We start from the raw sequence: 22,524 nt of genomic DNA on the forward strand, positions 1-22,524 counted from the left end.
CCCGTCGCGACTCCAGGCCGGTACAGCCTGCACGATGACTTCCTACGCCCTCTCCGATTTCGACTTCCCGCTCCCGCCCGAGCTGATCGCCCAGCACCCGGCCCCCGAACGCAGCGCCTCGCGCCTGCTCGACGGCCGCGGCGCGCTGCCGGTGGACCGCGTGTTCCGCGAACTGCCGCAGCTGCTGGCCCCGGGCGACCTGCTGGTCTTCAACGACACCCGCGTCATCAAGGCCCGGCTGCACGGCGAGAAGCCCACCGGCGGCAGCGTCGAGGCGCTGGTCGAGCGTGTGCTCGGCGGCCACGAGGTTCTGGCGCATCTGCGCGCCAGCAAGTCGCCGCGCCCGGGCACGACGGTGCGTTTCGCCGACGCCTTCGACGCCGAGGTCCTGGGCCGCGACGGCGTCGACGGCTCGCTGTTCCACCTGCGCTTGCCCGACGACCCCTTCGTGCTGCTGGAGCGCCACGGCCACGTGCCGCTGCCGCCGTACATCACGCACGAGGACGCCGCCGAGGACGTCGAGCGCTACCAGACGGTGTTCGCCGCGCGCCCCGGCGCGGTGGCCGCGCCGACCGCGTCGCTGCACTTCGACGCCGGCGTGCTGGCGGCGCTGGACGCCCGCGGCGTGAAGCGCGCCGCGGTCACGCTGCACGTCGGCGCCGGCACCTTCCAGCCGGTGCGTGCCGAGAACCTCGACGAGCACCGCATGCACCGCGAGCGCTGGGAGGTCGACGCCGCCACCGTCGAGGCGATCCGCGAGACGCGTGCGCGCGGCGGGCGCATCGTCGCCGCCGGCACGACGACGCTGCGTGCGCTGGAGTCGGCGGCGATCGGCGGCGCTCTCGAAGCCGGCGCCGGCGACACCGACCTCTTCATCCGCCCGGGCTTCGAGTTCCGCGTCGTCGACCTGCTGGTCACCAACTTCCACCTGCCCAAGAGCACGCTGCTGATGCTGGTCAGCGCGTTCACGGGCTTCGAGCACATGCACGCGCTGTACCGCCATGCCGTCGAGGCGCGCTACCGCTTCTTCAGCTACGGCGACGCGATGCTGCTCGAGCGCCGCGCCTGAACTTTCCCCATCCCATGCTGCGATACGAACTGCTGAAGACCGAGGGCCATGCGCGCCGCGGTCGTTTGACGCTGAACCACGGCGTCGTCGAGACGCCGATCTTCATGCCGGTGGGCACCTACGGCACCGTCAAGGGCGTGCTGCCGCGCTCGCTGGAGGAAGCCGGCGCCCAGATCATCCTCGGCAACACCTTCCACCTGTGGATGCGCCCGGGGCTGGACGTGCTGCAGAGCTTCGGCGGCCTGCACCGCTTCGAAGGCTGGAACAAGCCCATCCTCACCGACAGCGGCGGCTTCCAGGTCTGGAGCCTGGGCGAGATGCGCAAGATCAGCGAGGAGGGCGTCAAGTTCGCCTCGCCGGTCAACGGCGACAAGCTGTTCCTGACGCCCGAAGTCAGCATGCAGATCCAGACGGTGCTCAATTCGGACATCGTCATGCAGTTCGACGAGTGCACGCCGTACGAGACCAAGGGCCAGCTGACGACCGAGGCCCAGGCGCGTGCGTCGATGGAGCTGAGCCGGCGCTGGGCCAAGCGCTGCATCGCCGAGTTCGAGCGGCTGGAGAACCCGAACGCGCTGTTCGGCATCGTCCAGGGCGGCATGTTCGAGCATCTGCGCCAGGAGTCGCTGGACGCGCTGGTCGAGATGGACCTGCCGGGCTACGCGATCGGCGGCGTCAGCGTCGGCGAGCCCAAGGACGAGATGCTGCGCATCATGGCGCACACGCCGCACCGGCTGCCGGCACACAAGCCGCGTTACCTGATGGGTGTCGGCACGCCCGAGGACCTGGTCGACGGCGTGGCCTGCGGCGTCGACATGTTCGACTGCGTGATGCCGACGCGCAACGCGCGCAACGGCCACCTGTTCACGCGTTTCGGCGACCTGAAGATCCGCAACGCCAAGCACCGCGCGTCCGACCGTCCGGTCGACGAGACCTGCAGCTGCTACTGCTGCCGCAACTTCAGCCGCGCCTACCTGCACCACCTCGACCGCTGCGGCGAGATGCTGGGCCCGATGCTGGCCAGCATCCACAACATCCACTACTACCTGAACCTGATGCGCGAGGTGCGCGAGGCGCTGGACGAAGGCCGCTTCGAGGCCTTCCGCCAGCAGTTCAAGGCCGACCGGTCGCGCGGGATCGGCTGACGCAAGCCGCCCGCCGCGCAACGGGTCAGGGGTCACGGGCCAGGGGTCAGGTCTCGCAAGACCTGACCCCGTCTTTTGGCGCCAGTGGCCCGGGGTCAGGTCTCGTAAGACCTGACCCCGTCTTCTCGCAAGACCTGACCCCGTCTTCTGCGACCTGCCCCGTCTTGCGGCGCCAGGCCGGCGTCAGGGCCGGCCGAGCGCCACGCCCCAGCTCAGCTCGACCAGCGGCGCCGACAACTCGCCGCGCAGCGAGCGGATGTAACCGGCGCCCAGCTGCAGCCGGCCGTGGCGGCCGACGTCGGTGCCGACCCAGACCTTGGGCTGCACGATGGCGCCGCCCTGGCTCTCGACACCGCCGCCGCCGGCCGCACCGGCCAGCGCCTCGGCGCCGACGCGCCAGCCGCCGCCCATCGGCCAGCGTGCGCCCAGCCCGACCAGGCCGACCGAGTAGGCGCCGGCCCCGCCGGTCACCGCGCCGTAGGCCTGGCCGGTGACGTACCAGCGTTCGTTGATCGCGCGGCTGATCTTCAGGCCGACGGTCTCGAGCCGGCGGCGGCTGCCGTCGCGGCGCTGCGCGTCGTAGCTCTGCGCCGCGAGCGCGAACTCGGTCTCGACCGCCGGCGCGCCGGCGTCGGGCGCGCCGAAGCTGCGGCCCAGCGACAGCATCGCGTAGTGGCTGTCGAGGTCGCCGCCGCTGAAGGCGTGCACACGCCCGCCTTCGAGTTCCAGGCTCCAGGGCCCGGCGATCTGCCAGCGCGCCAGCAACGCGGCCTTGCCGATGATGCCGCCGCCCGTCGGCACGGCGCCGCCGCCGCCCAGGCCCAGCATCGCGCGGCCGCCGACGCGCAGGCCGGACAGCGGCGTCGGCCACAGCGCGGCCAGGCCGGCGCCGAACTCGGCATAACCGTCGCCGTCGCCCTGCACCGCGGCGCCGGCTTCGGCGCTCGCGATCCAGACCGGCCCGAGATCGTGTTCGGCGCGCAGGCTGATGACGCCCAGCGAGTCGGCGCCCGGCGCCTGCTCGGCATAAGAGCCGCCGCCGAGCACGAGGCGGTCGACACGCAGCCAGGAGGCGTCGCTGCCGCGCCAGGCGACGCCCGGCGTGCCGTGTTCGAAACGGTCGTCCACGCTCAGCACCAGCCCCAGTTGCGAGCTGCGGATGTCGCCGTTCGGGAAGCGCAGCTGCGAGGCCGAGACACCCAGCGCCCAGCCGTCGAAGCCGTAGAGCAGGTCGGCATGCGGGCGCAGCATCAGGCCGCCGCCCACCGGCGCGCTGGCGCCGCCGCCACCGCCGACGTACAGCCCGCCGACGGCCTGCCAGCGCGCGCCGAAGCGCCAGAGCTTCTGCGCCTCGGCACCCCAGGTGAACAGGCCGCCGCGCTGGCCGGTGGCGGCGCCGTACAGCGCCGGGCCGGCGCGCCAGCCGGGCGCGAACTCGACGAGGTAGGCGATCTGTGCCAGCCCCATGTGTTCGCCGCCGGGCAGCTCGGTGCGTTCGAAACCGGCGATCAGCGCCGCGGGCGTCGTCTGCGCGGTCTGCGCATTCGCCATCGACGCCGCGAGCGCCAGCGCGCCGGCGACGAGGTGCGTCCTCCCGGTGCTCGTCATGTCGGCCTCAGGCGTGGGTCGACTTCTCGAGCGCGTGCTGGCCCTGGCCCTCGCCCAGCGTGCGCGCCAGCAGCGGCAGGCACGGCGCCAGCGCCTCGTGCAGCGTGTGCGGCGGGTTGGCGACGAAGACGCTGGAGCCCAGCATGCCGAAACCGCGCGCGTCGGCGCTGGCCACCGTCAGCCGGGCGTTCAGCCAGCCTTTCTTGGCGTGCTTGTCGGCCGTGGCCTTCAGCCGCTGCGGCAGCTGGCGCGACTCCAGCAGCTGCAGCTGCGGCAGCCAGATGATCACGACGGCGTCGGCAAAACGTTCCAGCGCCTCGCGCAAGGCGGCCAGCGTGCGCGTGTAGTCGGTCTTGATCTCGTACGGCGGGTCGATCAGCACGACGCCGCGGCGGGTGGTCGGCGGCAGCTGCGACTTCAGCGACTCGAAGCCGTCCTTCATCGCCACCTGCACGTTCGGCGCGTCGGCCATGAACGAGGCCAGGATGCGGTGGTCGGTCGGGTGCAGCTCGAACAGGCGCAGCTGGTCCTGCGGGCGCAGCAGCTGCAGGGCGATGGCCGGCGAGCCCGGGTACTGCTTCAGGGCGCCGTCGCCGTTGAAGGCGCGCACCTGGGCGACGTAGTCGGCCAGTGCCGGCGGCAGGTCGGCGGCGTCGTAGAGGCGTTCGATGCCGGCGGCGTATTCGGCCTTCTGGCGCGCGTAGCGGCTCTCGAGCGAATAACCGCCGGCGCCGGCGTGCGTGTCGACGACGCGGAAGCCCTTCTCCTTCTGCGCCATGTGGCGCAGCACGGAGACGAGCACGAGGTGCTTGAGCACGTCGGCATGGTTGCCGGCGTGGAACGCGTGTCGGTAGGCGAGCATGGGGCCGGACTGTGCCATGGCCGGCCTGCAAGGAATGCTGCGCCGCAGTAATCTCGGTGGATGAGCACTCTCTTCGACCCCATCCGCTACGGCGACATCGACGCCGGCTCGCGCATCGTCATGGCCCCGCTGACCCGCAACCGCGCCAGCGCCGGCCAGGTTCCGAACGACCTGATGGTCGAGTACTACCGCCAGCGTGCCAACCCGGCCACCGGCGCCGGCCTGATCGTCACCGAGGCGGCGCAGATCTGCCCCGAAGGCCAGGGTTACCTGGACACGCCCGGGATCTACTCGCCCGAGCAGGTTGCCGGCTGGCGCCGCATCGCCGAGGCGATCCACGCCGAAGGCGGCCGCGCCGTGATCCAGCTCTGGCACGTCGGCCGCATCTCGCACGTCTCGCTGCAGCCCGGCGGTGTGGCGCCGGTGTCGTCCACCGCGCGCGTGGCCAAGTCCAAGACCTTCACCGCCGACGGCTTCGTCGACTGCTCGGCGCCGCGTGCGCTGCGCACCGACGAGATCCCGGGCGTCGTCGCCGCCTACGTGCATGCCGCGCGCTGCGCCATCGAGGCCGGCTTCGACGGTGTCGAGGTGCACGCCGCCAACGGCTACCTGATCGAGCAGTTCCTGCGCGACAGCATCAACGACCGCACCGACGCCTATGGCGGCTCGGCGGAGAACCGCGTGCGCCTGTTCGCCGAGGTGCTGACGGCGGTGGCCGGCGCGATCGGCGGCGGCCGCACCGGCGTGCGCATCTCGCCGGTGACGCCGGTCAACGACGCGGCGCAGGACAGCGATGCGCAGTCGCTGTACGCGCTGGCGCTGGACAAGGTCGCCCCCCTGGGCCTGGCCTTCGTGCACGTCGTCGAAGGCCAGACCGGCGGCGCGCGCGACGTCGCGCCCTTCGACTACGCCGCGCTGCGCCGCCACTTCAGCGGCCCGTGGATCGTCAACAACGGCTACGACCGGGAGATGGCGCTGCAAGCCGTGGCCTCGGGCGCGGCCGACGCGGTGGCCTTCGGCCGCCCGTTCATCGCCAACCCCGACCTCGGCCTGCGCCTGCAGCGCGGCGCGGCGCTGAACGCGCTGAACGTGCCCAAGCTCTACGGCGGCGGCGCCGAGGGCTACACCGACTACCCGACGCTGGACGCCGCCTGATCGCGGCCCCGCGACGCGGCGCTCCGGCGCCGCGTCGTGGTTCCCGCCGGGGACGGCGGGTTCAGGCCCGCACCCGGGCGCGGAAGAGTTCGCGGATGCTCACTTCGCGCGGCCCCGGCACCAGCTCGAAGTTTTGCCCGGCGGCGATCGTGCCCGGCTCGATGACCGCCAGGTAGCTGCCGCAGAAGCCCGACTGCGCCATCAGCTTGGACGCCTGCGGGAAACCCATCACCGCGTTGAACTTGAAGCAGGGGAACCGCGGCTCGCTGACGGCCAGCACGCAGCCCGGGAAGACGAGGCGGTCGCCGACGTGCAGGCCGTCCTCGAGCACGCCTTCGAGCGTCAGGTTCTCGCCGAGTGCGCCCGGCGGCAGCGTGTCGTCCCAGCCCGAGACCCGGGCCTGGGCGCGCACCGTGCGCCAGAAGGCGTAGTGCTCGCTGGGGTACGCGTAGAGCGCCTTGCTCAGGCCGCCGTGCACCGAGAGGTCGGCCTGTTCGTCGCCGGCCAGCCCCAGCGGCTGGACCGCCACCTCGCCGTCGACCGGGCGCTTGTCGATGGCCGTCAGCACCTTGCGCTGGCCGATCAGGCGTTCATGCGCTGCCGCGACGTTGACGCTGAGCAGCTTCATCGGAAATACACCGCTGCCGCCACCGCGGGCGGCATTGAACTATTCGGAATTTGCATGGGGCTGTCCGTCGAGCAAGGTACGACGCGATTACATTGCTTGCGCGAATTCTCATCTGCCCGGGAGGGCCCGGGATGGGCGGCATCCGGTGAACTTCTCCGCGAGGGGGAGCTGACCAGATTCCGCCTTTTTTGACTGTCCGAACAGAACTGGAGTGTCCATGAACCGTCCCGCGTTGGAAGGCCTGCAGCTGAACGTGCCCGAGTACGTCAAGCATGCCCGCCTGGTGGCCTGGGTGGCCGAGATCGCCGCGCTGACCGAAGCCGCCGACGTGCACTGGTGCGACGGCTCCGAAGCCGAGTACGACGCGCTGTGCGCACGCCTGGTCGACGCCGGCACGATGCAGCGCCTGAACCCGGCCAAGCGCCCGAACAGCTACCTCGCCAAGAGCGACCCGAGCGACGTCGCGCGCGTCGAGGACCGCACCTTCATCTGCAGCGAGAAGAAGGAAGACGCCGGCCCGACGAACAACTGGATGGCCCCGGCCGAGATGCGCGTGCTGCTGCAGACCGGCGAGAAGGCGCTGTTCAAGGGCGCGATGAAGGGCCGCACGCTCTACGTCATCCCGTTCTCGATGGGCCCGCTGGGCTCGCACATCGCCCACATCGGCGTCGAGCTGAGCGACAGCGCCTACGTCGCGACCAACATGCGCCTGATGACGCGCATGGGCAAGGCCGTCTACGACGTGCTGGGGGCCGACGGCGAGTTCGTGCCCTGCGTGCACACCGTCGGCGCGCCGCTGGAGCCGGGCCAGAAGGACGTCGCCTGGCCCTGCAACAAGACCAAGTACATCGTGCACTACCCCGAGACGCACGAGATCTGGAGCTACGGCTCGGGCTACGGCGGCAACGCGCTGCTGGGCAAGAAGTGCTTCGCGCTGCGCATCGCCTCGACGATGGGCCGCGAACAAGGCTGGCTGGCCGAGCACATGACGGTGCTGGGCGTCACCAGCCCCGAGGGCCGCAAGTACCACATCGCCGCCGCCTTCCCGAGCGCCTGCGGCAAGACCAACTTCGCGATGCTCGTGCCGCCGGCCGGCTACGACGGCTGGAAGGTCACGACCATCGGTGACGACATCGCCTGGATCAAGCCGGGCGCCGATGGCCGCCTCTACGCGATCAACCCCGAGGCCGGCTACTTCGGCGTCGCCCCGGGCACGAACTACAAGACGAATCCGAACTGCATGGATTCGATCAAGGGCGACACCATCTTCACCAACGTCGCGCTGACCGACGACGGCGACGTCTGGTGGGAAGGCATGACCGACGAGCCGCCGGCGCACCTGATCGACTGGCAGGGCAAGGACTGGACGCCGGCCATCGCCAAGGAAACCGGCGCCAAGGCCGCGCACCCGAACGCGCGCTTCACGGTGTCGTCGATCCACAACCCGGTGCTCGACCCCGACTACGACAACGCCGCCGGCGTGCCGATCGACGCCTTCGTCTTCGGCGGCCGCCGCTCGACGACGGTGCCGCTGGTGACCGAGGCGCGCAACTGGACCGAAGGCGTCTACATGGCCGCCACGATGGGTTCGGAGACGACCGCCGCCGCCGCCGGTGCGCAAGGCGTCGTGCGCCGCGACCCGTTCGCGATGCTGCCGTTCTGCGGCTACAACATGGCCGAGTACTTCCAGCACTGGCTGGACACCGGCGCCAAGCTGCAGGCCCAGGGCGCCAAGCTGCCGCGCATCTACTGCGTCAACTGGTTCCGCAAGGGCGCCGACGGCAAGTTCGTCTGGCCGGGCTACGGCGACAACATGCGCGTGCTGGAGTGGATGCTCAAGCGTGCCGACGGCACGGCCGGCGACGGCGTCGAGAACGTCTTCGGCGTCAGCCCGCGCTACGAGGACCTGCGCTGGGACGGCCTGGCCTTCACGAAGGAGCAGTTCGCCAGCGTCATCGGCATCGACCCCGAAGCCTGGAAGCAGGAGCTCAAGCTGCACGCCGAGCTGTTCAACCAGCTCGCCGCCGGCCTGCCGGCCGAGCTGCCGGCGACGATGGCGCGCCTCGAGGAGCGCCTCTCGGCCTGATCCCCCTGCCGCGGCCGTGCCCGTCACGGCCCGTGCGAGACTGCAACGCCCGGCTTCGGCCGGGCGTTTTGTTTTGCTGCACGCGCCACGATGAAGATCCAGCTGCTGTCGGACCTGCACCTCGAAAGCGAACACTTCGACCCCGAGCCCGCGCCCGGCGCCGAGCTGCTGGTGCTGGCCGGCGACGTCGACGCCACCTGGACGGCCTACGAACGTTTCGCCGGCTGGCCGGTGCCGGTGCTCGTCGTCGCCGGCAACCACGAGTTCGACGGCCGCGAGCTCGACGAGGCCTGGCCGGCGCTGGCCGAGACCTGTGCGCGCCACGGGCTGAAGCTGCTGGAGCGCGAGACCGTCGTCGTCGGGGCCGCCGACGGACGCCGCATCCGCTTCGCCGGCACGGTGCGCTGGAACGACTTCGACCTCTTCGGCGCCGCCGAGCGTGAGCGCGCCCAGCGCGCCGCGGCCTATTTCATGCGCCTGATGGAAGCGCGCCGCGGCGGCCGGCCGTTCGACGTCGAGGCGGTGCGCGCCGAGGCGCTGGCCTGCCGCGCCTGGCTCGAGGCCACGCTGGCCGAGCCGCCGCGCGGCCGCTGGGACGCCACCGTCGTCGTCACCCACTTCGGCCCCAGCCTGAGGAGCGCCGACCCGCGCTACGGCCGCCAGCCCGGCACGGCCAGCTTCTGCAACGCCGACGACGACCTGATCCCGCGCGCCGATCTCTGGCTGCACGGCCACCTGCACTGCCGCCACGACTACCGCGTCGAGCGCGCCGGGGCCCGTCCGACGCGTGTCGTCTGCCAGGCGCGCGGGCTGCAGAAGAAGGCCGAGCACGAGGGGCTCGACCCCTTCAAGCCGATCGAGGTCTGATCGAGTTCCGAGTGCCGCGCTGGGGGGAATCGCGCCGCGGCGGCGGTGCGGTGCCACACTCGATGCACCAGAACTAGGAGACCCCGCGCATGAAGATCCTCGCCGCAGTCGACGGCAGCCAGTTCACCAAGCGCATGCTGGCCTATCTCGCCGCCCACGACGACTGGTTCGGTGGCCAGCACCAGTACACGATCGTCAACGCCGTCGGCGCCGTGCCCCCGCGTGCCGCCGCGGTGCTCGACAAGGCGGTGCTGAAGTCGCACTACGAGGACGAGGCCGAGAAGGTCTTCAAGCCGATCCGCGCCTTCTTCGCCAAGCAGGGCATCAAGGCCGACTTCGTCTACAAGGTCGGCCCGGCGGCCGACGTCGTCGTCGCGCTGGCGGAGAAGGGCGACTACGACCTCGTCGTGCTCGGCTCGCACGGTCACGGCAGCCTGGCCAACCTCGTGCTCGGCTCGGTGGCGACCAAGGTGCTGGCGCGCTGCAAGACGCCGGCGCTGCTGATCCGCTGATTCAGCCGGCGGCGCGCGGGCGCAGCCCGTTCATGCAGACCGCGAGCACCCACTCGACGATCTGCTCGTCGCTGTAGCGGCCGCCGGCCTTCAGATAGGCTGGCACCGGGTCGCAGGCGCGCGCGAAGATCGTGTACAGCGCCACCTCGGGCGGCAGCGCCGGGTCGATGTCGCCGTCGGCCTGGGCCTGCACGATCCACTCGCCCAGGCGGTCGCTGACTTCCATCAGCAGGTCCACGTAGGCCTTGTTGGCCAGCAGCTCGGCGCGCAGCGTCGAGTTCTGCGACGGCAGCGACGGCATCTCGCCGGCGATCTGCAGGTGCAGCGCCCAGCGTGTCACCGAGGCCAGCCGGTCGATGGCGCGTTCGGCATCCTGGCTCTCGACGATGCTGTGCGTCTGCTCGAGCAGGCGCACCATCGCCGCGGCGGCCAGGGCCTCCTTGGACGGGAAGTGCTTGTACAGGCTCGCCTTGGCGATGCCGACGTCGGCCGCCACCTCGTCGACCGTCATCAGGTCGAAGCCTTTTTCGGCCAGCAGCCGGTTGACCGAGGCGACGATCGCGTCTTCGCGAACCCTCAGCACCTGTTCGCGAAACGACAGTCTTGCCATGCGGAAATTCTATCGGCGCCGTGCAGCCGGCGCGGACGGCCGGGTTTCAGGTGGCAGGACGAGGCGCCGGCGCCGCCGCCGGCATCGGCGCCGGCCTCGGAGCCGGCGAGGGCCGGGCCCTCGCCTCGGCCTCGGCCTGCAGCACGGCCTCGAGGCCGAAGCAGGTGCCGAGGTCGGCCGCGTCCTGTTCGTCGGGAGACGCCGCGGCCGCACGGCGCGTCAGGCGGTGCCACCAACCGGTCGTGCGCTGCGTGTTCATGTCGGGTCTCCTCTTGTCGCTGTGTGTAACCAGCATCGGCCCTGCGCGCCCGGCGTGGAGCCCGGGTTGTCCCGTGTTCGTGACGCCGCGTGACGGAGTGCACGCACCGGCACGCGCCTCGTGCCGGCGTCACTACAATCCGCGCCCCTTCGGCGAACGGCATCCCCCCCATGAACCCAGCATCCGGCTTCGCCGCGATCGACTTCGGCACCTCCAACTCGGGCATCGCGTTGCCGGCGCACGACGGCGTGCGCCTGGTCGAGCTCGAACCCGGCCATCCGACGATGCCGACGGCGGTCTTCTACCGGCTCGACGAGGCGCACCCTGCCGCCGAGCCGACGCGGCTGTACGGCCGCGCCGCGATGGCGGCCTACGTCGAGGGCCACGACGGCCGCCTGATGCGCTCGATGAAGAGCCTGCTCGGCTCGTCGCTGCTGGAACAGGCCACCGATCTCGGCGGTGGCCACTCGGTGCGTTATGTCGACGTCGTCGTCGGCTACCTGCGGCACCTGAAGCGCGCGGCCGAAGCCGCCGCCGGCGCGCCGCTGTCGCGCGTGGTGCTGGGCCGGCCGGTGTTTTTCGTCGACGACGACGCCGAGCGCGACGCCCAGGCGGCGGCGGCGCTGGAGGCCGCCGCGCGTGCCGCCGGCTTCGGCGACGTCACCTTCCAGTACGAGCCGATCGCCGCCGCGCTGGACCACGAGCGCCACGTCGACGCCGAGGAGCTGGTGCTCGTCGCCGACATCGGCGGCGGCACCTCGGACTTCTCGATCGTGCGTGTCGGCCCCGAGCGCCGCGGCCGCGCCGACCGGCGCGACGACATCCTCGCCAACCACGGCGTGCACGTCGCCGGCACCGACTTCGACCGCCGCGTCGAGCTGGAGACGCTGATGCCGCTGCTGGGCTACCGCAGCCTGGGGCCGTCCGAAGGCGGCCGCGCGCCGCGCGAGGTGCCGAGCCGGGTCTACTTCGACCTCGCCACCTGGCACCTGATCAACACCGTCTACAACGCCGGCCGCGTCGCCGAGCTGCGCCGGCTGAAGAGCTGGTACGCCGACGCGGCGCACCACCGCCGTCTGATGTCGGTCGTCGAGCACCGCCTGGGCCACGCGCTGGCCGCCGAGGCCGAGCGCGCGAAGATCGAGGTCGCCGGGGCGGGCACGGCCCAACTCGACCTGTCGCTCGTCGAGTCCGGCCTGGCGGCGACGGTGGAGTCGGCGGCCGTCGCCGCGGCCATCGAGGACGACCTGGAGCGCATCGTCGAAGGCTCGCGCGAGACGCTGCGCCGCGCTGGCGTTGCCGCCGAGGCCGTCGGCACGCTGTACTTCACCGGCGGCTCGACCGGGCTGGATGCGCTGGTCGAGCGCATCGCCGCCGGCTTCCCGGCGGCGCGCCGCGTGCGCGGCGACCGTTTCGCGAGCGTCGCGCAGGGCCTGGGCCTGCACGCGCGCACGGTGTTCGGCTAGGCGTCTGCGCGGCTTCTGCCGCGCAGACGCCTAGCCTGCGGCATTACGCACAGCTCCCCCGAGCCCCCTCCGCGAGGGTGCTCCAGCGCGTCCGAGGGCTCCCTCCAGCCTCCCTCCGCGAGGGAGGCTCCGGTCAGTTCGACGAGCGGTCCTGCGCCTCTCGGGCCGCGCCGTGCACCCGCATGCAACGCCAGTTCAGCGCCAACGCCGCTGCGGGATCGGTTCTGCCGCGCGGACGGCTAGGACGCGCGGCGCGGCTTGGCGCCCTGGCGCTGCGCGCCGGCGCGTTTGGCCGCGGGGCGCTTGGCGGCCGGCCGGGTGTTGGGCTTGGCATTGGCCTTGGGCTCGTCGCGCGGCAGCGGGCGCGAGACGTCGGCGATCAGCATCAGCGCGCGCACCAGGTCCTGCACCGCCTCGGCCAGGTCCTCGGCCGGCTCCAGCGTCTCGATGACGGCGACCAGCGCGTCGGCGTCCTCCAGGTCGGCGGGATCGAAGTGGCGGTACAGCAGCGCCAGCGGCTCGACCAGCTCCGGGTCCTCGATCGCCATCAGTGCCGGGAACAGGTCCATCGCCGCGGCGAAGCCGGCCACCCAGGGCAGCACGGCCTCGGACGGCGGCGCGTCCTCGTCGAGCTCGAAGATCCAGGGGTCGAACCAGTCGCGTTCGGCCACCGCGGTCTCGATCTCGGCGTGGCGACGGCGCACCAGCGCGTGCAGCTCGGCCGCGGGATAGGCCGCGGGCAGCGCCCGGCCCTCCAGGTCGGTCACCCAGCGCAGCCACTGCGTCGGCGGCACGGTCTGCGGCTGCAGCACGACGCCGGCGAGAAAACCGTCGAGCGCGACCGCGTCCAGCGGCTCCAGCGGCTCGGGCACGCGGTCGAGAAGGCTCTGCAGCCGGGTGATGTCGGCGTCGGTCAGCGGATTGGTGTTCATCGGCAGAGGGGACGTCCCCGTGCGTGGGGATGGTCGGTCAAGCGGCAGGCCGGTAGATTGCGCGGCCAGGGGAAGTGGCAATTGTGGTGCAAGCGCACCCGCCCCTCCCGCCGGTCCCAACGACGTCCTTTTCGAAGGACTTGCGGGGCCCGCCGTCACCGGCGGGCCTTTTTTTGCTCGCCTGCCGGCGGCCTGCGGCCGCCGGCGTCGTCCGGCAGGCCGCCGCACTAGACTGGCGGGTCAGCTTCCGCCTCACCCGTCTTCCCGTTCAGGAGCCGTTTCCCATGGGCGCACCCGTTGCCTACACCGCCACCGCCGACATCGGTCACTGGATCGCCGGCCAGCCCACGCCCGGCACCGGGGCGCGCTCGCAGCCGGTCTACAACCCCGCCACCGGCGCCGTCGCGCGCCGCGTGCGTCTCGCCGAGCCGGCCGACGTCGACGCGGCGGTCGCCGCCGCCGTCGCCGCCCAGCCGGCCTGGGGCAACACGCCGCCGATCCGCCGTGCGCGCGTGATGAACAGGTTCCTCGCGCTGCTCAACGAGCACCGCGACACGCTGGCGGCGATGATCACCGCCGAACACGGCAAGGTCTTCACCGACGCCCAGGGCGAGGTCGCGCGCGGCATCGACATCGTCGAGTTCGCCTGCGGCATCCCGCAGCTGCTCAAGGGCGACTACACCGACCAGGTCTCCACCGGCATCGACAACTGGACGATGCGCCAGCCGCTGGGCGTGGTCGCCGGCATCACGCCGTTCAACTTCCCGGCGATGGTGCCGTGCTGGATGTTCCCGGTGGCGCTGGCCTGCGGCAACGCCTTCATCCTCAAGCCCAGCGAACGCGACCCCAGCGCCAGCCTGTTCATGGCGCAGCTGCTGAAGGAAGCCGGCCTGCCCGACGGCGTGTTCTCGGTCGTGCAGGGCGACAAGATCGCGGTCGACGCGCTGCTCGTGCACCCGGACGTCAAGGCCGTGTCCTTCGTCGGCTCGACGCCGATCGCGCAGTACATCTACGAGACCGGCGCCCACCACGGCAAGCGTGTGCAGGCGCTGGGCGGCGCCAAGAACCACATGGTCGTGATGCCCGACGCCGACCTCGACCAGGCCGTCGACGCGCTGATCGGCGCCGGCTACGGCTCGGCCGGCGAGCGCTGCATGGCGATCTCGGTCGCGGTGCTGGTCGGCGACATCGCCGAGCGCATCGTGCCCAAGCTGGCCGAACGTGCGCGCACGCTGAAGATCAAGAACGGCATGGAGCTCGACGCCGAGATGGGCCCGATCGTCACGCGCGAGGCGCGCGACCGCATCGAGGGCTACGTCGCCACCGGCGTCGCCGAAGGCGCGACGCTGGTCGTCGACGGCCGCGGCTTCAAGGCGGCGGGTTTCGAGGACGGCTTCTGGACCGGCGGCACGCTGTTCGACCACGTCACGCCTTCGATGCGCATCTACCGCGAGGAGATCTTCGGCCCGGTGCTGGCCTGCGTGCGGGTGAAGGACTTCGCCGAGGCGCTGGCGCTGGTCAACGCGCACGAGTACGGCAACGGCGTCGCCTGCTTCACCAGCGACGGTGGCGTGGCGCGCGAGTTCGCGCGTGGTGTCGAGGCCGGCATGGTCGGCATCAACGTGCCGATCCCGGTGCCGATGGCCTGGCACGGCTTCGGCGGCTGGAAGCGCAGCCTGTTCGGCGACCTGCACGCCTACGGCGAGGAAGGTGTGCGCTTCTACACCCGCCAGAAGAGCGTCATGCAGCGCTGGCCGGCGAGCATCGGCAAGGGCGCCGAGTTCGTCATGCCGACGGCCAAGTGAACGACGACGACGGTCCCCAGGGCCTGGACGCGCGCCTGGCCGAGGTCGCGCGGCTGCGCGAGGCCGGCGATCTGGCCGCCGCGCGCGACGCCGCGCGGGCCGTCTTCGCCGCCGCCGCGGCCGCAGGCGCCGACGACATCGCGCTGGAGGCCGGCCTGGCCTGCTACGCGCTGGACCTGCGCCTGGGCGACCACGTCGGCATGCTCGACGACGGCGCGCTGCTGCGCCCGCGCCTGGCGGCCAGCGACCGCCGCCGCGAGCTCGGCGACCTGCTGCGCCGCATGGTGCTGTCGGCCTGCGAGCTGGCGCGTTTCGACCTCGCGCTGACGCTGGCCCACGACAGCTGCGAAGCCGCGCGTGACCAGGCCGACGACCGCGAACTGGCGCTGTCGCTGGCCGCGCTGGGCGCGTGTTTCGAGCGCATGGGCGACGCCTGGCAGGGCGAGCGGCTGATGTCCGAGGCGCTGGAGGTCGCGCTGCGCGTCGACGAGCCCTACGTGCGCATGGTCGTGCTGAACAACCTGTGCGCGGTCTGCATCGGCCGCTTCTACCGCATGCGCGGCGTCGACGACGCCGACGCGCAGGCCGCGGTCGAACGCGCCGTCGTGCATGCCCGCGCGGCGCAGGCGCTGCTGCCGCAGCTGCCCGACCCGCTGTTCGGCGTTTTCGTCGACGGCAACCTCGGCGAGGCGCTGCTGCACGCCGGCCGCCTCGACGAGGCCGAGCCGCTGCTGCACGACGCGCTGGCGCGCAGCCGGGCTCAGGGTTTTCACGCCCAGACCTGGCGCATCACCTGCTCGATCGCCGAGGCGGAGATCAAGCACGGGCTGCTGCACGAGGCGCTGGCGCGGCTCGACGCGATCGGCCCGGCGGCCATTGCCGCCCGCCAGCACGCGACGCTGATCCGCCTGCACCAGACCATTTACCGCGCCGCACGCGAGCTGGGCGACACCTACCGCGCGCTGCGTGCGCTGGAGGCCCACGAGCGCCTGGAGCGCGAGCGTGCGACGCGCCAGCTGCGCGCCCAGTCCGAACTCTTCGTCACGCGCGCCGAGACCGACCGCGTGCGCCAGGAGGCGCTGGCCGCGCGTGAACACGCCCAGCGTTTCCGCGACGAGGCCCGGCGCGACGCGCTGACCGGCCTGGCCAACCGCCGCGACCTGCAGGAGCAGCTGCCGGCGCGGCTGGTGGCCGCGGCGGCACAGCAGCGGCCGGTGTCGCTGGCCGTCATCGACCTGGACCACTTCAAGCGCATCAACGACCGCCATGGCCATGCGCTCGGCGACCGCGTGCTGGTGTCGATCGCAAGGCTGCTGCGCGAGGGGCTGCGCCACAGCGACGTGCTGGCGCGTGTCGGCGGCGAGGAGTTCGTCGTCGTGCTGTTCGACACCGCGCCGGACCTGGCCCTCGAGGTGCTGGAACGGCTGCGCCACCGCGTCGAGGGCCACGCCTGGAGCGCCTACGCCGAAGGCCTGGCGGTGACCTTGTCGATCGGCGTCGCGCACGCGCCCGGCTACGAGCTGGTGCCGCTGTTCGAGCGTGCCGACCGCGCGCTCTATCGCGCCAAGGCCGAAGGGCGCAACAAGCTGGTCCTCGCCGAACCGGGTGAACTGCGCTAAGGTGCCGCAGTGGGCGCCTTGCTGGCGTCTACTGCCGCCAAAGCCCGATGATCTGCCCGCATCTCGCCTGCATGCAGTTTGATCTGGAGAGGTTTTGTTTCCATTTCGGCGCTGCAGCATCCGACAACCTGCCGAAAGACCTGCCATGAGCACCACCACCGCGCGCCCGCAGACCCTGGCCGAGGAGATCGCCAACGCGATCAGCCACGGCATCGGGTTCCTGCTCGCGGTGGCCTCGCTGCCGATCCTGGTGCTGTTCTCGTCCGGCCACGGCGGCGCCACCCACGTCGTCGGCGCCTGCGTGTTCTCGGTGACGATGATGCTGCTGTACCTGGCCTCGGCCGTGTACCACGCGCTGCCGCAGGGGCGCCTGAAGCGCTGGTTCCAGCGTGTCGACCACGCGGCGATCTTCCTGTTCATCGCCGGCAGCTACACGCCGTTCGCGCTGGGCCCGCTGCGTGGGGCCTGGGGCTGGTCGCTGCTGGCGGCAGTGTGGTCGATCGCCATCGTCGGCATCGTTGCCAAGGCCTTCGACCGGCTGGCGCACCCGATGTGGTCCACCGGGCTGTACGTCGGCATGGGCTGGCTGGTCGTCGTCGCGATCGGCCCGCTGGTCGAGAACATGGCCGCCGGCGGGCTGGTGCTGCTGGTCGCCGGGGGCCTGGCCTACACCGGCGGCGCGGTGTTCTACCTGCTCGACAGCCGGATGCGCTTCGCGCACTTCGTCTGGCACCTGTTCGTCATCGCCGGCAGCGTCTGCCACTTCTTCGCGGCGCTGCTGCACGTGGCCTGAGGGCGGCGCCCGGCGCCGCCCCCGTTCACCGGCCGGCGTAGCCGCGCAGCAGCGCGAGCAGTTCGCCGGCCGCGTCGCGGGTCTGCGGCCCGCGGTGGCGCAGCCACGGCAGCACCAGGAACTCCGCCTGGTCGGCCACCGAACCCCAGTGCCGCGGCCCCGGCACGCGCGAGCGCAGGTCCTCGTAGCGCGAGCGCAGGCCGGGCAGGCGGCCGCCGAGCCCGCTCGCCGGGTCGTCGCCGTGGCCGAGCGCCTGCAGCAGATCCAGCTCGACGAGCCCGGCGGCGGCCCAGAACTCGGGCTGCTCGGCCATGCGGCTTTCGAGCGCCTGCCGCAGCTCGGCCACCGCGGCCGGGTCGGGCCCGGGCCAGTCGCCGTCGGCGGCGTGCAGCGCGATCTCGGCGGCCAGCCGGTTGGCGCCGGGGTAGAAGATCGCCGGGTCGCGCTGCTCGCGCGCCAGCGCTTCGGCGGCGCCGTAGGCCTCGTGCATCGCCTTCAGCGCCGCGAGCTCGGCGGCCGTGTCGGCGGCCACGCGCTCGAGCATCACGCGCCGCTTGTGCACCGAGCCGACCAGCGACAGGCGCTCGATGGTGCGGTGCAGCCCCAGCAGCCGCTCCAGCTGCGCCGCGGCGTCGTCGAGCGTCGCACGTGCCGCCGCCAGCGTCGTGGCCAGCGCGTCGGACGGCGCCGTGCCGCCACGGCTGCCGCGTCGCGGCCGCGTTGCGGCCGTGCCGGCGTCGCGGCTCGCCTGCTCGACCTCGCTCCAGGCCTGCCGCGCGCGCAGGTTGGCCAGCTGCTCGGCCACGCGCAGCGAGGCGCTGCCGTCGTTGGCCGCGAGGGCCCGCTCGTACCAGCCGATGGCGCGCCCGCGTTCGCCGTTGTCGGCCCAGGCCAGCCCGAAGGCCTCGGCGATCGCGCCCATGCCGCCCCACAGCGGCTGGAAACGCGCCTCCAGCTGCAGCAGGCGCTCGCTGCGCGCGGCGCGCCGTTCGGGTGCGCCATGGCGGGCGTCGATCGTGATCTCCTCCAGCGCCAGCGCCAGGCCCACCGGGGAGGCGATGTCCTCGCCCGCGGCCTCGGCCGCGCGCGGCGCCGCCTGGGCGTCGCCGGTGCGCGGGCGGAAGGTCCAGTCCGGGTCGCCGTAACACTGGTAGGCGGCCCAGGTGTTGCCGCCGGCCTGCCAGGCCGCCAGCCGGGCCTGGGCGACGGCCTCGACGAAGGGCTCGCCGGCCAGCAGCGCGCGGTACAGCGTGGTCGCGAAGTCCATCGCCGGCTCGTCCTCCACCGCCCAGCCGGCGGCGATGACGCAGCGCACGCCGATGCCGATCAGCGCCTCGGCCACGGTGGCGGCGAAGCGCGCGCGGTCGAACGACGGCACCGTCAGCAGCTCCCGCGCATCGCGGGCGGCGAGGTGGCAGCAGTTGACGAAGACCAGCTCGGGCACGGTGCGCATGGCGTCGATCTCGGCCGCGCCGAGCACGGTGCCGCCGGACAGCACGACGCCGCCGGCCGCGCCGGGCTCGCCATGGCCGGCGATGTGCACGATGCGGTAGCGCCGCTCCAGCAGCGCGTTGACGATCGGCAGCGCCTCGTGGCCGCCTTGCTCGTTCGCGATCAGCGCGTTGACGCGTTCGGCGCCGACGCCGCCGACGCCGCGCAACAGCGCGTCGACCGCCGCCGCCTCCTGCCGCGCGCCGGCCAGCCGTGCGTAGTTCTTCGGCGCGCACGAGGGCTCGCCGACGATCAGCACGGCGTCGTCGGCGCTGGCGTCGGCGACGTGCTCGCGCCAGGACGGGGTGCGCAGCTTGCGCAGCAGCCGGCTGCGGATCGCCCAGGGCCGCGGGTCGGCACCCGGGTGCGGGCTCGCGGGCGTGTCCAGCAGCTCCCACGGGATGCCGGCGGTCGCCTCGTCGACCTCGAGCAGCATGTTCGTCGTGCCGCCGAGGAAGGGCTCGAGCTCGACCGGCACCAGCAGCTGGTAGAGCGTGCGCCCGAGCCGCGGGTCGTCGTTGTCGTCGCGCGCGGCGCAGGCCACGATCTCGGCGATCAGCGTGCGCTGCGTCTTGCGCGCGCGCACCTCGCTGCGGGCGCGCCGCGAGTCGAGCGTGAAGTCGATGAAGTCCGGCCCCGGGGTCGTGACGCGGATGAAGTCGTAGTCGGTGCCGCGGTAGGCGTCCAGCGAGCGGCGCAGCGCGCCCAGCCCGCTCTCGACCGTCGGGTCCAGCTCGAGCGTGCCGGGCGCCGCGGTGGCCTGCACGCGCAGCCCCTTCCAGGCCTCGACGGCGCGTTCGAGGAAGAGCTCGACCAGCGTCAGGTGCAGCACCGTCGGCCAGCCCTGGCGCGCCAGCAGCGTGTTGGCGTCGCGCACGCCCTGCGTGATGGCGCGCGCGGCGCTGCCCGGCGACACGCCCAGCCCGCCGCTGCCCAGCAGCGTCGCGGCGAGCTCGTAGCCGGCCAGCGTGCCGCGCGTGCCCTCGACCAGGCGCTGCGTCCAGGCGAGCACGCCGCGGCGCACGCTGTCGGCCAGCTCGTCGGCCGACAGCCCGCCCTCGGGCCCGAGGCCGACGATGACGACGGCCTGCGGACGCGGCACCAGCGAGCCGCCGTCGGGCGGCGGCGACGGGTTCAGGAAGACCTGGTGGCTGCCCAGTCCGCTGGGGTAGAGCCCGAGCGCCAGCGCCTGGCTCAGCGCGCCGCCGACCAGCGCGTCGACCGCGCGCTCGGTGCCTTCGAGCCGCAGCGAGTCGTAGTGGCCCACCAGCAGCGGCTGGCGCACGAAGCTCAGGTTGCCGTTGTGCACCGTGACTCGCAGCGCCGGCGGGCCGCGGCGGGCCGGTGCCGCGTCGCGCGCGGGCAGCAGGAAGACCGAGCCGGCGCTGCCGGCCGGCAGCGCGTCGGCGGCCGTGCCGCGTGCCGGGCGGCTGCGCACGTGCTGCGGCACCGCGGCCGCCGCCGCAGCGCGGGTCGGTGTCGCCAGCGGCTTCAGGCGCAGCGTCTCGCCGCGTTCGAGCAGCTCGACATAGGCCTCGAAGGCGTCGGCACGCGAGGGCAGGGCGCCGTGTTCGCAGTCCAGCGACCAGGTGCGCACGCCGGGCAGCAGCGCCGAGGCCAGCGGCACGCGGCCGTCGCCGCCGTCGACGGCGTCGAGGTAGACGAGCCCGTGTTCGCTCCACTCGTAGCCGTCGGGCGTGAACTTCGCGTGGCCGGCGACGAGCAGCAGCCGGTCGGCGAAGGCCGGCAGCGTGTCGCGCACCTGCTCGTCCAGCCGCCGGCGCAGCGCGACGGCGCGGTCGAGCACCTTCTGCGGCGGCACGCCCCATTCGTAGGCCGGCACGCGCTCGTCGAGGCCGTCGGACGGCTGGTGCCACCAGTTGAAGCGCCGCGCGGCCTCCAGGTCGCGGTCGGCGATCGTCTTCCAGGCCGCCGCGTCGCCGAGGCCGTCGGCGCCGGCGGCCAGGCCGGCCTGCAGCTGCAGGAAGCCGGGGAAGCCGGCCATCAGCGTGCGCGCCTGGTGGTCGCGCAGCGGCAGGCCGAAGGCGGCCATCGCGTTGCCGAAGGTGTCGTCGCCCGAGAGCACCTGCATCGGCGACCACGAGCCGCCGTTGGGCGTGCCCAGCATCAGCAGCCGGGCGCCGGGGCGGGCCATCAGGCGCTGCCAGACCTCGGGGCACTCCAGCTGCATCGTGCGCGCCAGCAGGCCGCCCATCGAGTGCGCGAGCAGCCGCACCGGCTGTCCGCTGGCGGCGCGTGCGTCCAGCGCGTCGGCCACCGCGGCGCCCAGGCGGCGGGCCTCGTCCTCGAGCGGGCGGCGCCAGTCGTAGCCGAACGGGATCACCTGGTGGCTGCTCTCCAGGTGGCGCACGAGATCGCCGTAGACCTCGCCCACCGGGCCGTCGGGCTCGACGGGGTCGGGCGTGTCGAGCTCGTACTTCAGCAGCGGCAGCCCGCCCAGGAAACGCGGCCCGAGCCAGATGCGGTGGCCGCCGACCTTCAGGTTGCTGCCCAGGATGCCGGGCAGCACGAAGACCGCCGGCCGTTCGGCTGCGGGCCGGCCGCCGGCGGCGGCCGCGGCGCCGCGCACGCCGCCGGCGTCCTGCCCGCCCCAGGACAGCGGCCCGATCGGCCCGAAGCCGTCCGGCCGAGCCTCGGTCAGCCCCTGCACCACGGCGTCGGCGGTGCGCGTGTTGCGGAAGTAGTCGAAGTGCGTGACCTTGCCGCCGCGGTCGAGCAGGAAGCTCGCGCCGCCGGCGCGCGGCGTGCCGCCGTACATCGAGCGTGTCTGCACGACGATGTCGTTGTCGGTCCAGTAGAAGGCGTCGGCGAGCAGCGTCTTGACCCAGCTGCCCAGCGAGTCGCCTTCCAGGTCGCCGGCGACGACGCGCAGCTCGCCGGGGATCGTCGCGTCCGACAGGTTGAGCCACTGCACCAGCGGGTTGTCGGGCGTCATCGCCGCCAGGCCGGGCAACTGCAGCCAGTCCTCGCGCCGCCGCGCGACCTCGCCGAGGAAGTCCACCAGCGTCGGCGCGACCGGGATGCGGGCCAGCTCCAGCGCCCACTTCAGCACCGAGACGTAGGCGTCGAGGCGGCGCGACGCGAGCAGCGTGCCGCGCGCCGGGCAGGCCACGCGCACGACGCGCTCGACGCTCACCTGGCGCTGGCCCAGCGCGTCGGCCAGCGCCTGCAGCTCGGGGCGCAGCACGCGCCCGGCATCGCCCCAGCCGCCGGCCAGGGCCTCCAGGCGGTCGAAGTCGGCGAGCGCGGCGGCCGGGTCGGCGGCCACGCGTGCCAGCACCTCGGCCACCAGGCCGCCGCGCGAGTGCGTCACCAGGTGCAGCCGCAGCGGCTGGCCCGGCGCCAACGCCTGCACCAGCGTCAGCGCGTTGCGCACCGGGCTCTCGCCGAGCGTCGGGTGGTCCAGCGCGTAGACCCGGCCGGCGTAGTGCGAGAACAGGCGCTGCACGGCCTGCGGGTGTTCCTTCCACAGCTTGGAGAAGGTGCTCTCGGTGTCGACGAAGGTGCCGTGGGCGAGCACGAGCAGCGGCCCGCCGTCCTCGCGCGCGCCGACGCTCGCCGGCGCGCAGGCCGGCCGGCCCTTGACGCGCCGGCAG

Annotated in this window: 17 protein-coding genes; 10 read left to right on the forward strand and 7 right to left on the reverse strand. The window is 72.9% G+C overall.

What is annotated here, in order from left to right:
* Window positions 1–34: 34 nt before the first annotated feature.
* Together queA and tgt are read left to right on the forward strand one after the other, a co-directional pair.
* Entirely contained in the window at window positions 35–1,069 is a 1,035-nt protein-coding gene (gene queA / locus RBXJA2T_RS05170; protein ID WP_009856275.1) for a tRNA preQ1(34) S-adenosylmethionine ribosyltransferase-isomerase QueA, read from the forward strand.
* Window positions 1,070–1,083: 14 nt separating this feature from the next.
* Window positions 1,084–2,214: a tRNA guanosine(34) transglycosylase Tgt gene (tgt, locus tag RBXJA2T_RS05175; protein WP_009856276.1), complete on the forward strand. Its 1,131-nt coding sequence runs from the start codon at window positions 1,084–1,086 to the stop codon at window positions 2,212–2,214.
* Between the two features lie 183 nt (window positions 2,215–2,397).
* Here the strand turns inward: tgt and RBXJA2T_RS05180 are convergent, their stop codons facing one another.
* The gene (locus tag RBXJA2T_RS05180) at window positions 2,398–3,822 is read right to left on the reverse strand and encodes a hypothetical protein (RefSeq protein WP_009856277.1); all 1,425 of its coding nucleotides are present in this window, start codon (window positions 3,820–3,822) and stop codon (window positions 2,398–2,400) included.
* Window positions 3,823–3,829: 7 nt separating this feature from the next.
* Complete coding sequence (locus RBXJA2T_RS05185; protein ID WP_029718421.1) at window positions 3,830–4,684, reverse strand: 23S rRNA (adenine(2030)-N(6))-methyltransferase RlmJ; 855 nt, start codon at window positions 4,682–4,684, stop codon at window positions 3,830–3,832.
* 60 nt (window positions 4,685–4,744) lie between these two features.
* On the opposite strand from RBXJA2T_RS05185, the gene RBXJA2T_RS05190 reads away from it, so the two are divergent.
* Complete coding sequence (locus tag RBXJA2T_RS05190; RefSeq protein ID WP_009856279.1) at window positions 4,745–5,839, forward strand: alkene reductase; 1,095 nt, start codon at window positions 4,745–4,747, stop codon at window positions 5,837–5,839.
* Window positions 5,840–5,900: 61 nt separating this feature from the next.
* On the opposite strand, the gene RBXJA2T_RS05195 is transcribed toward RBXJA2T_RS05190, so the two are convergent.
* Complete coding sequence (locus tag RBXJA2T_RS05195; protein ID WP_009856280.1) at window positions 5,901–6,467, reverse strand: MOSC domain-containing protein; 567 nt, start codon at window positions 6,465–6,467, stop codon at window positions 5,901–5,903.
* A gap of 217 nt (window positions 6,468–6,684) precedes the next feature.
* Here RBXJA2T_RS05195 and RBXJA2T_RS05200 point away from each other — a divergent pair, with 217 nt between their 5' ends.
* The 3 genes from RBXJA2T_RS05200 to RBXJA2T_RS05210 all read left to right on the forward strand — a co-directional run bounded on the left by RBXJA2T_RS05200 (window position 6,685) and on the right by RBXJA2T_RS05210 (window position 9,932).
* A complete protein-coding gene (locus RBXJA2T_RS05200; protein ID WP_009856281.1) occupies window positions 6,685–8,553 on the forward strand; it encodes a phosphoenolpyruvate carboxykinase (GTP) in 1,869 nt (622 codons plus the stop codon).
* Between the two features lie 90 nt (window positions 8,554–8,643).
* A complete protein-coding gene (locus tag RBXJA2T_RS05205; protein WP_009856282.1) occupies window positions 8,644–9,420 on the forward strand; it encodes a metallophosphoesterase in 777 nt (258 codons plus the stop codon).
* Between the two features lie 89 nt (window positions 9,421–9,509).
* Window positions 9,510–9,932, forward strand: coding sequence for a universal stress protein (locus tag RBXJA2T_RS05210; protein ID WP_009856283.1), 423 nt, complete (start codon window positions 9,510–9,512; stop codon window positions 9,930–9,932).
* A gap of 1 nt (window position 9,933) precedes the next feature.
* Here RBXJA2T_RS05210 and RBXJA2T_RS05215 read toward each other — a convergent pair whose 3' ends face one another.
* Window positions 9,934–10,542, reverse strand: coding sequence for a TetR/AcrR family transcriptional regulator (locus tag RBXJA2T_RS05215; protein WP_009856284.1), 609 nt, complete (start codon window positions 10,540–10,542; stop codon window positions 9,934–9,936).
* Between the two features lie 46 nt (window positions 10,543–10,588).
* Window positions 10,589–10,801 (reverse strand): hypothetical protein, encoded by a 213-nt coding sequence (locus RBXJA2T_RS05220; RefSeq protein ID WP_009856285.1) that lies wholly within the window; start codon window positions 10,799–10,801, stop codon window positions 10,589–10,591.
* 170 nt (window positions 10,802–10,971) lie between these two features.
* Here RBXJA2T_RS05220 and RBXJA2T_RS05225 point away from each other — a divergent pair, with 170 nt between their 5' ends.
* Window positions 10,972–12,267, forward strand: a complete 1,296-nt coding sequence (locus RBXJA2T_RS05225; protein WP_009856286.1) for an Hsp70 family protein — start codon at window positions 10,972–10,974, stop codon at window positions 12,265–12,267.
* Between the two features lie 239 nt (window positions 12,268–12,506).
* On the opposite strand, the gene RBXJA2T_RS05230 is transcribed toward RBXJA2T_RS05225, so the two are convergent.
* On the reverse strand, window positions 12,507–13,199 hold the full coding sequence (locus tag RBXJA2T_RS05230) for a YecA/YgfB family protein (RefSeq protein WP_009856287.1): 693 nt from the start codon (window positions 13,197–13,199) through the stop codon (window positions 12,507–12,509).
* Window positions 13,200–13,483: 284 nt separating this feature from the next.
* Here RBXJA2T_RS05230 and RBXJA2T_RS05235 point away from each other — a divergent pair, with 284 nt between their 5' ends.
* From RBXJA2T_RS05235 to trhA, 3 genes are all read left to right on the forward strand, one after another.
* Window positions 13,484–15,004: a CoA-acylating methylmalonate-semialdehyde dehydrogenase gene (locus RBXJA2T_RS05235; protein ID WP_009856288.1), complete on the forward strand. Its 1,521-nt coding sequence runs from the start codon at window positions 13,484–13,486 to the stop codon at window positions 15,002–15,004.
* Window positions 15,001–16,623 (forward strand): GGDEF domain-containing protein, encoded by a 1,623-nt coding sequence (locus tag RBXJA2T_RS05240; RefSeq protein ID WP_009856289.1) that lies wholly within the window; start codon window positions 15,001–15,003, stop codon window positions 16,621–16,623. The genes RBXJA2T_RS05235 and RBXJA2T_RS05240 overlap by 4 nt, the downstream gene beginning before the upstream one ends.
* Window positions 16,624–16,768: 145 nt before the next feature.
* Window positions 16,769–17,416: a PAQR family membrane homeostasis protein TrhA gene (trhA, locus tag RBXJA2T_RS05245; RefSeq protein WP_009856290.1), complete on the forward strand. Its 648-nt coding sequence runs from the start codon at window positions 16,769–16,771 to the stop codon at window positions 17,414–17,416.
* Between the two features lie 25 nt (window positions 17,417–17,441).
* Here trhA and RBXJA2T_RS05250 read toward each other — a convergent pair.
* A partial coding sequence (locus tag RBXJA2T_RS05250; RefSeq protein ID WP_009856291.1) for a DUF7379 domain-containing protein occupies window positions 17,442–22,524 on the reverse strand: 5,083 nt, incomplete at its 5' end.

The sequence above is a fragment of the Rubrivivax benzoatilyticus JA2 = ATCC BAA-35 genome (assembly GCF_000190375.1).
Lineage (GTDB): Bacteria > Pseudomonadota > Gammaproteobacteria > Burkholderiales > Burkholderiaceae_C > Rubrivivax > Rubrivivax benzoatilyticus.

What these genes read in the sequence shown, in the direction of transcription:
- trhA (WP_009856290.1), top strand. Translation starts at nt 16,769, where the DNA reads ATGAGCACCACCACCGCGCGCCCGCAGACCCTGGCCGAGGAGATCGCC.
- RBXJA2T_RS05220 (WP_009856285.1), bottom strand. Translation starts at nt 10,801, where the DNA reads ATGAACACGCAGCGCACGACCGGTTGGTGGCACCGCCTGACGCGCCGT.
- RBXJA2T_RS05215 (WP_009856284.1), bottom strand. Translation starts at nt 10,542, where the DNA reads ATGGCAAGACTGTCGTTTCGCGAACAGGTGCTGAGGGTTCGCGAAGAC.
- RBXJA2T_RS05205 (WP_009856282.1), top strand. Translation starts at nt 8,644, where the DNA reads ATGAAGATCCAGCTGCTGTCGGACCTGCACCTCGAAAGCGAACACTTC.
- RBXJA2T_RS05225 (WP_009856286.1), top strand. Translation starts at nt 10,972, where the DNA reads ATGAACCCAGCATCCGGCTTCGCCGCGATCGACTTCGGCACCTCCAAC.
- RBXJA2T_RS05195 (WP_009856280.1), bottom strand. Translation starts at nt 6,467, where the DNA reads ATGAAGCTGCTCAGCGTCAACGTCGCGGCAGCGCATGAACGCCTGATC.
- RBXJA2T_RS05180 (WP_009856277.1), bottom strand. Translation starts at nt 3,822, where the DNA reads ATGACGAGCACCGGGAGGACGCACCTCGTCGCCGGCGCGCTGGCGCTC.
- queA (WP_009856275.1), top strand. Translation starts at nt 35, where the DNA reads ATGACTTCCTACGCCCTCTCCGATTTCGACTTCCCGCTCCCGCCCGAG.
- RBXJA2T_RS05230 (WP_009856287.1), bottom strand. Translation starts at nt 13,199, where the DNA reads ATGAACACCAATCCGCTGACCGACGCCGACATCACCCGGCTGCAGAGC.
- RBXJA2T_RS05185 (WP_029718421.1), bottom strand. Translation starts at nt 4,684, where the DNA reads ATGCTCGCCTACCGACACGCGTTCCACGCCGGCAACCATGCCGACGTG.
- RBXJA2T_RS05210 (WP_009856283.1), top strand. Translation starts at nt 9,510, where the DNA reads ATGAAGATCCTCGCCGCAGTCGACGGCAGCCAGTTCACCAAGCGCATG.
- RBXJA2T_RS05190 (WP_009856279.1), top strand. Translation starts at nt 4,745, where the DNA reads ATGAGCACTCTCTTCGACCCCATCCGCTACGGCGACATCGACGCCGGC.
- tgt (WP_009856276.1), top strand. Translation starts at nt 1,084, where the DNA reads ATGCTGCGATACGAACTGCTGAAGACCGAGGGCCATGCGCGCCGCGGT.
- RBXJA2T_RS05235 (WP_009856288.1), top strand. Translation starts at nt 13,484, where the DNA reads ATGGGCGCACCCGTTGCCTACACCGCCACCGCCGACATCGGTCACTGG.
- RBXJA2T_RS05200 (WP_009856281.1), top strand. Translation starts at nt 6,685, where the DNA reads ATGAACCGTCCCGCGTTGGAAGGCCTGCAGCTGAACGTGCCCGAGTAC.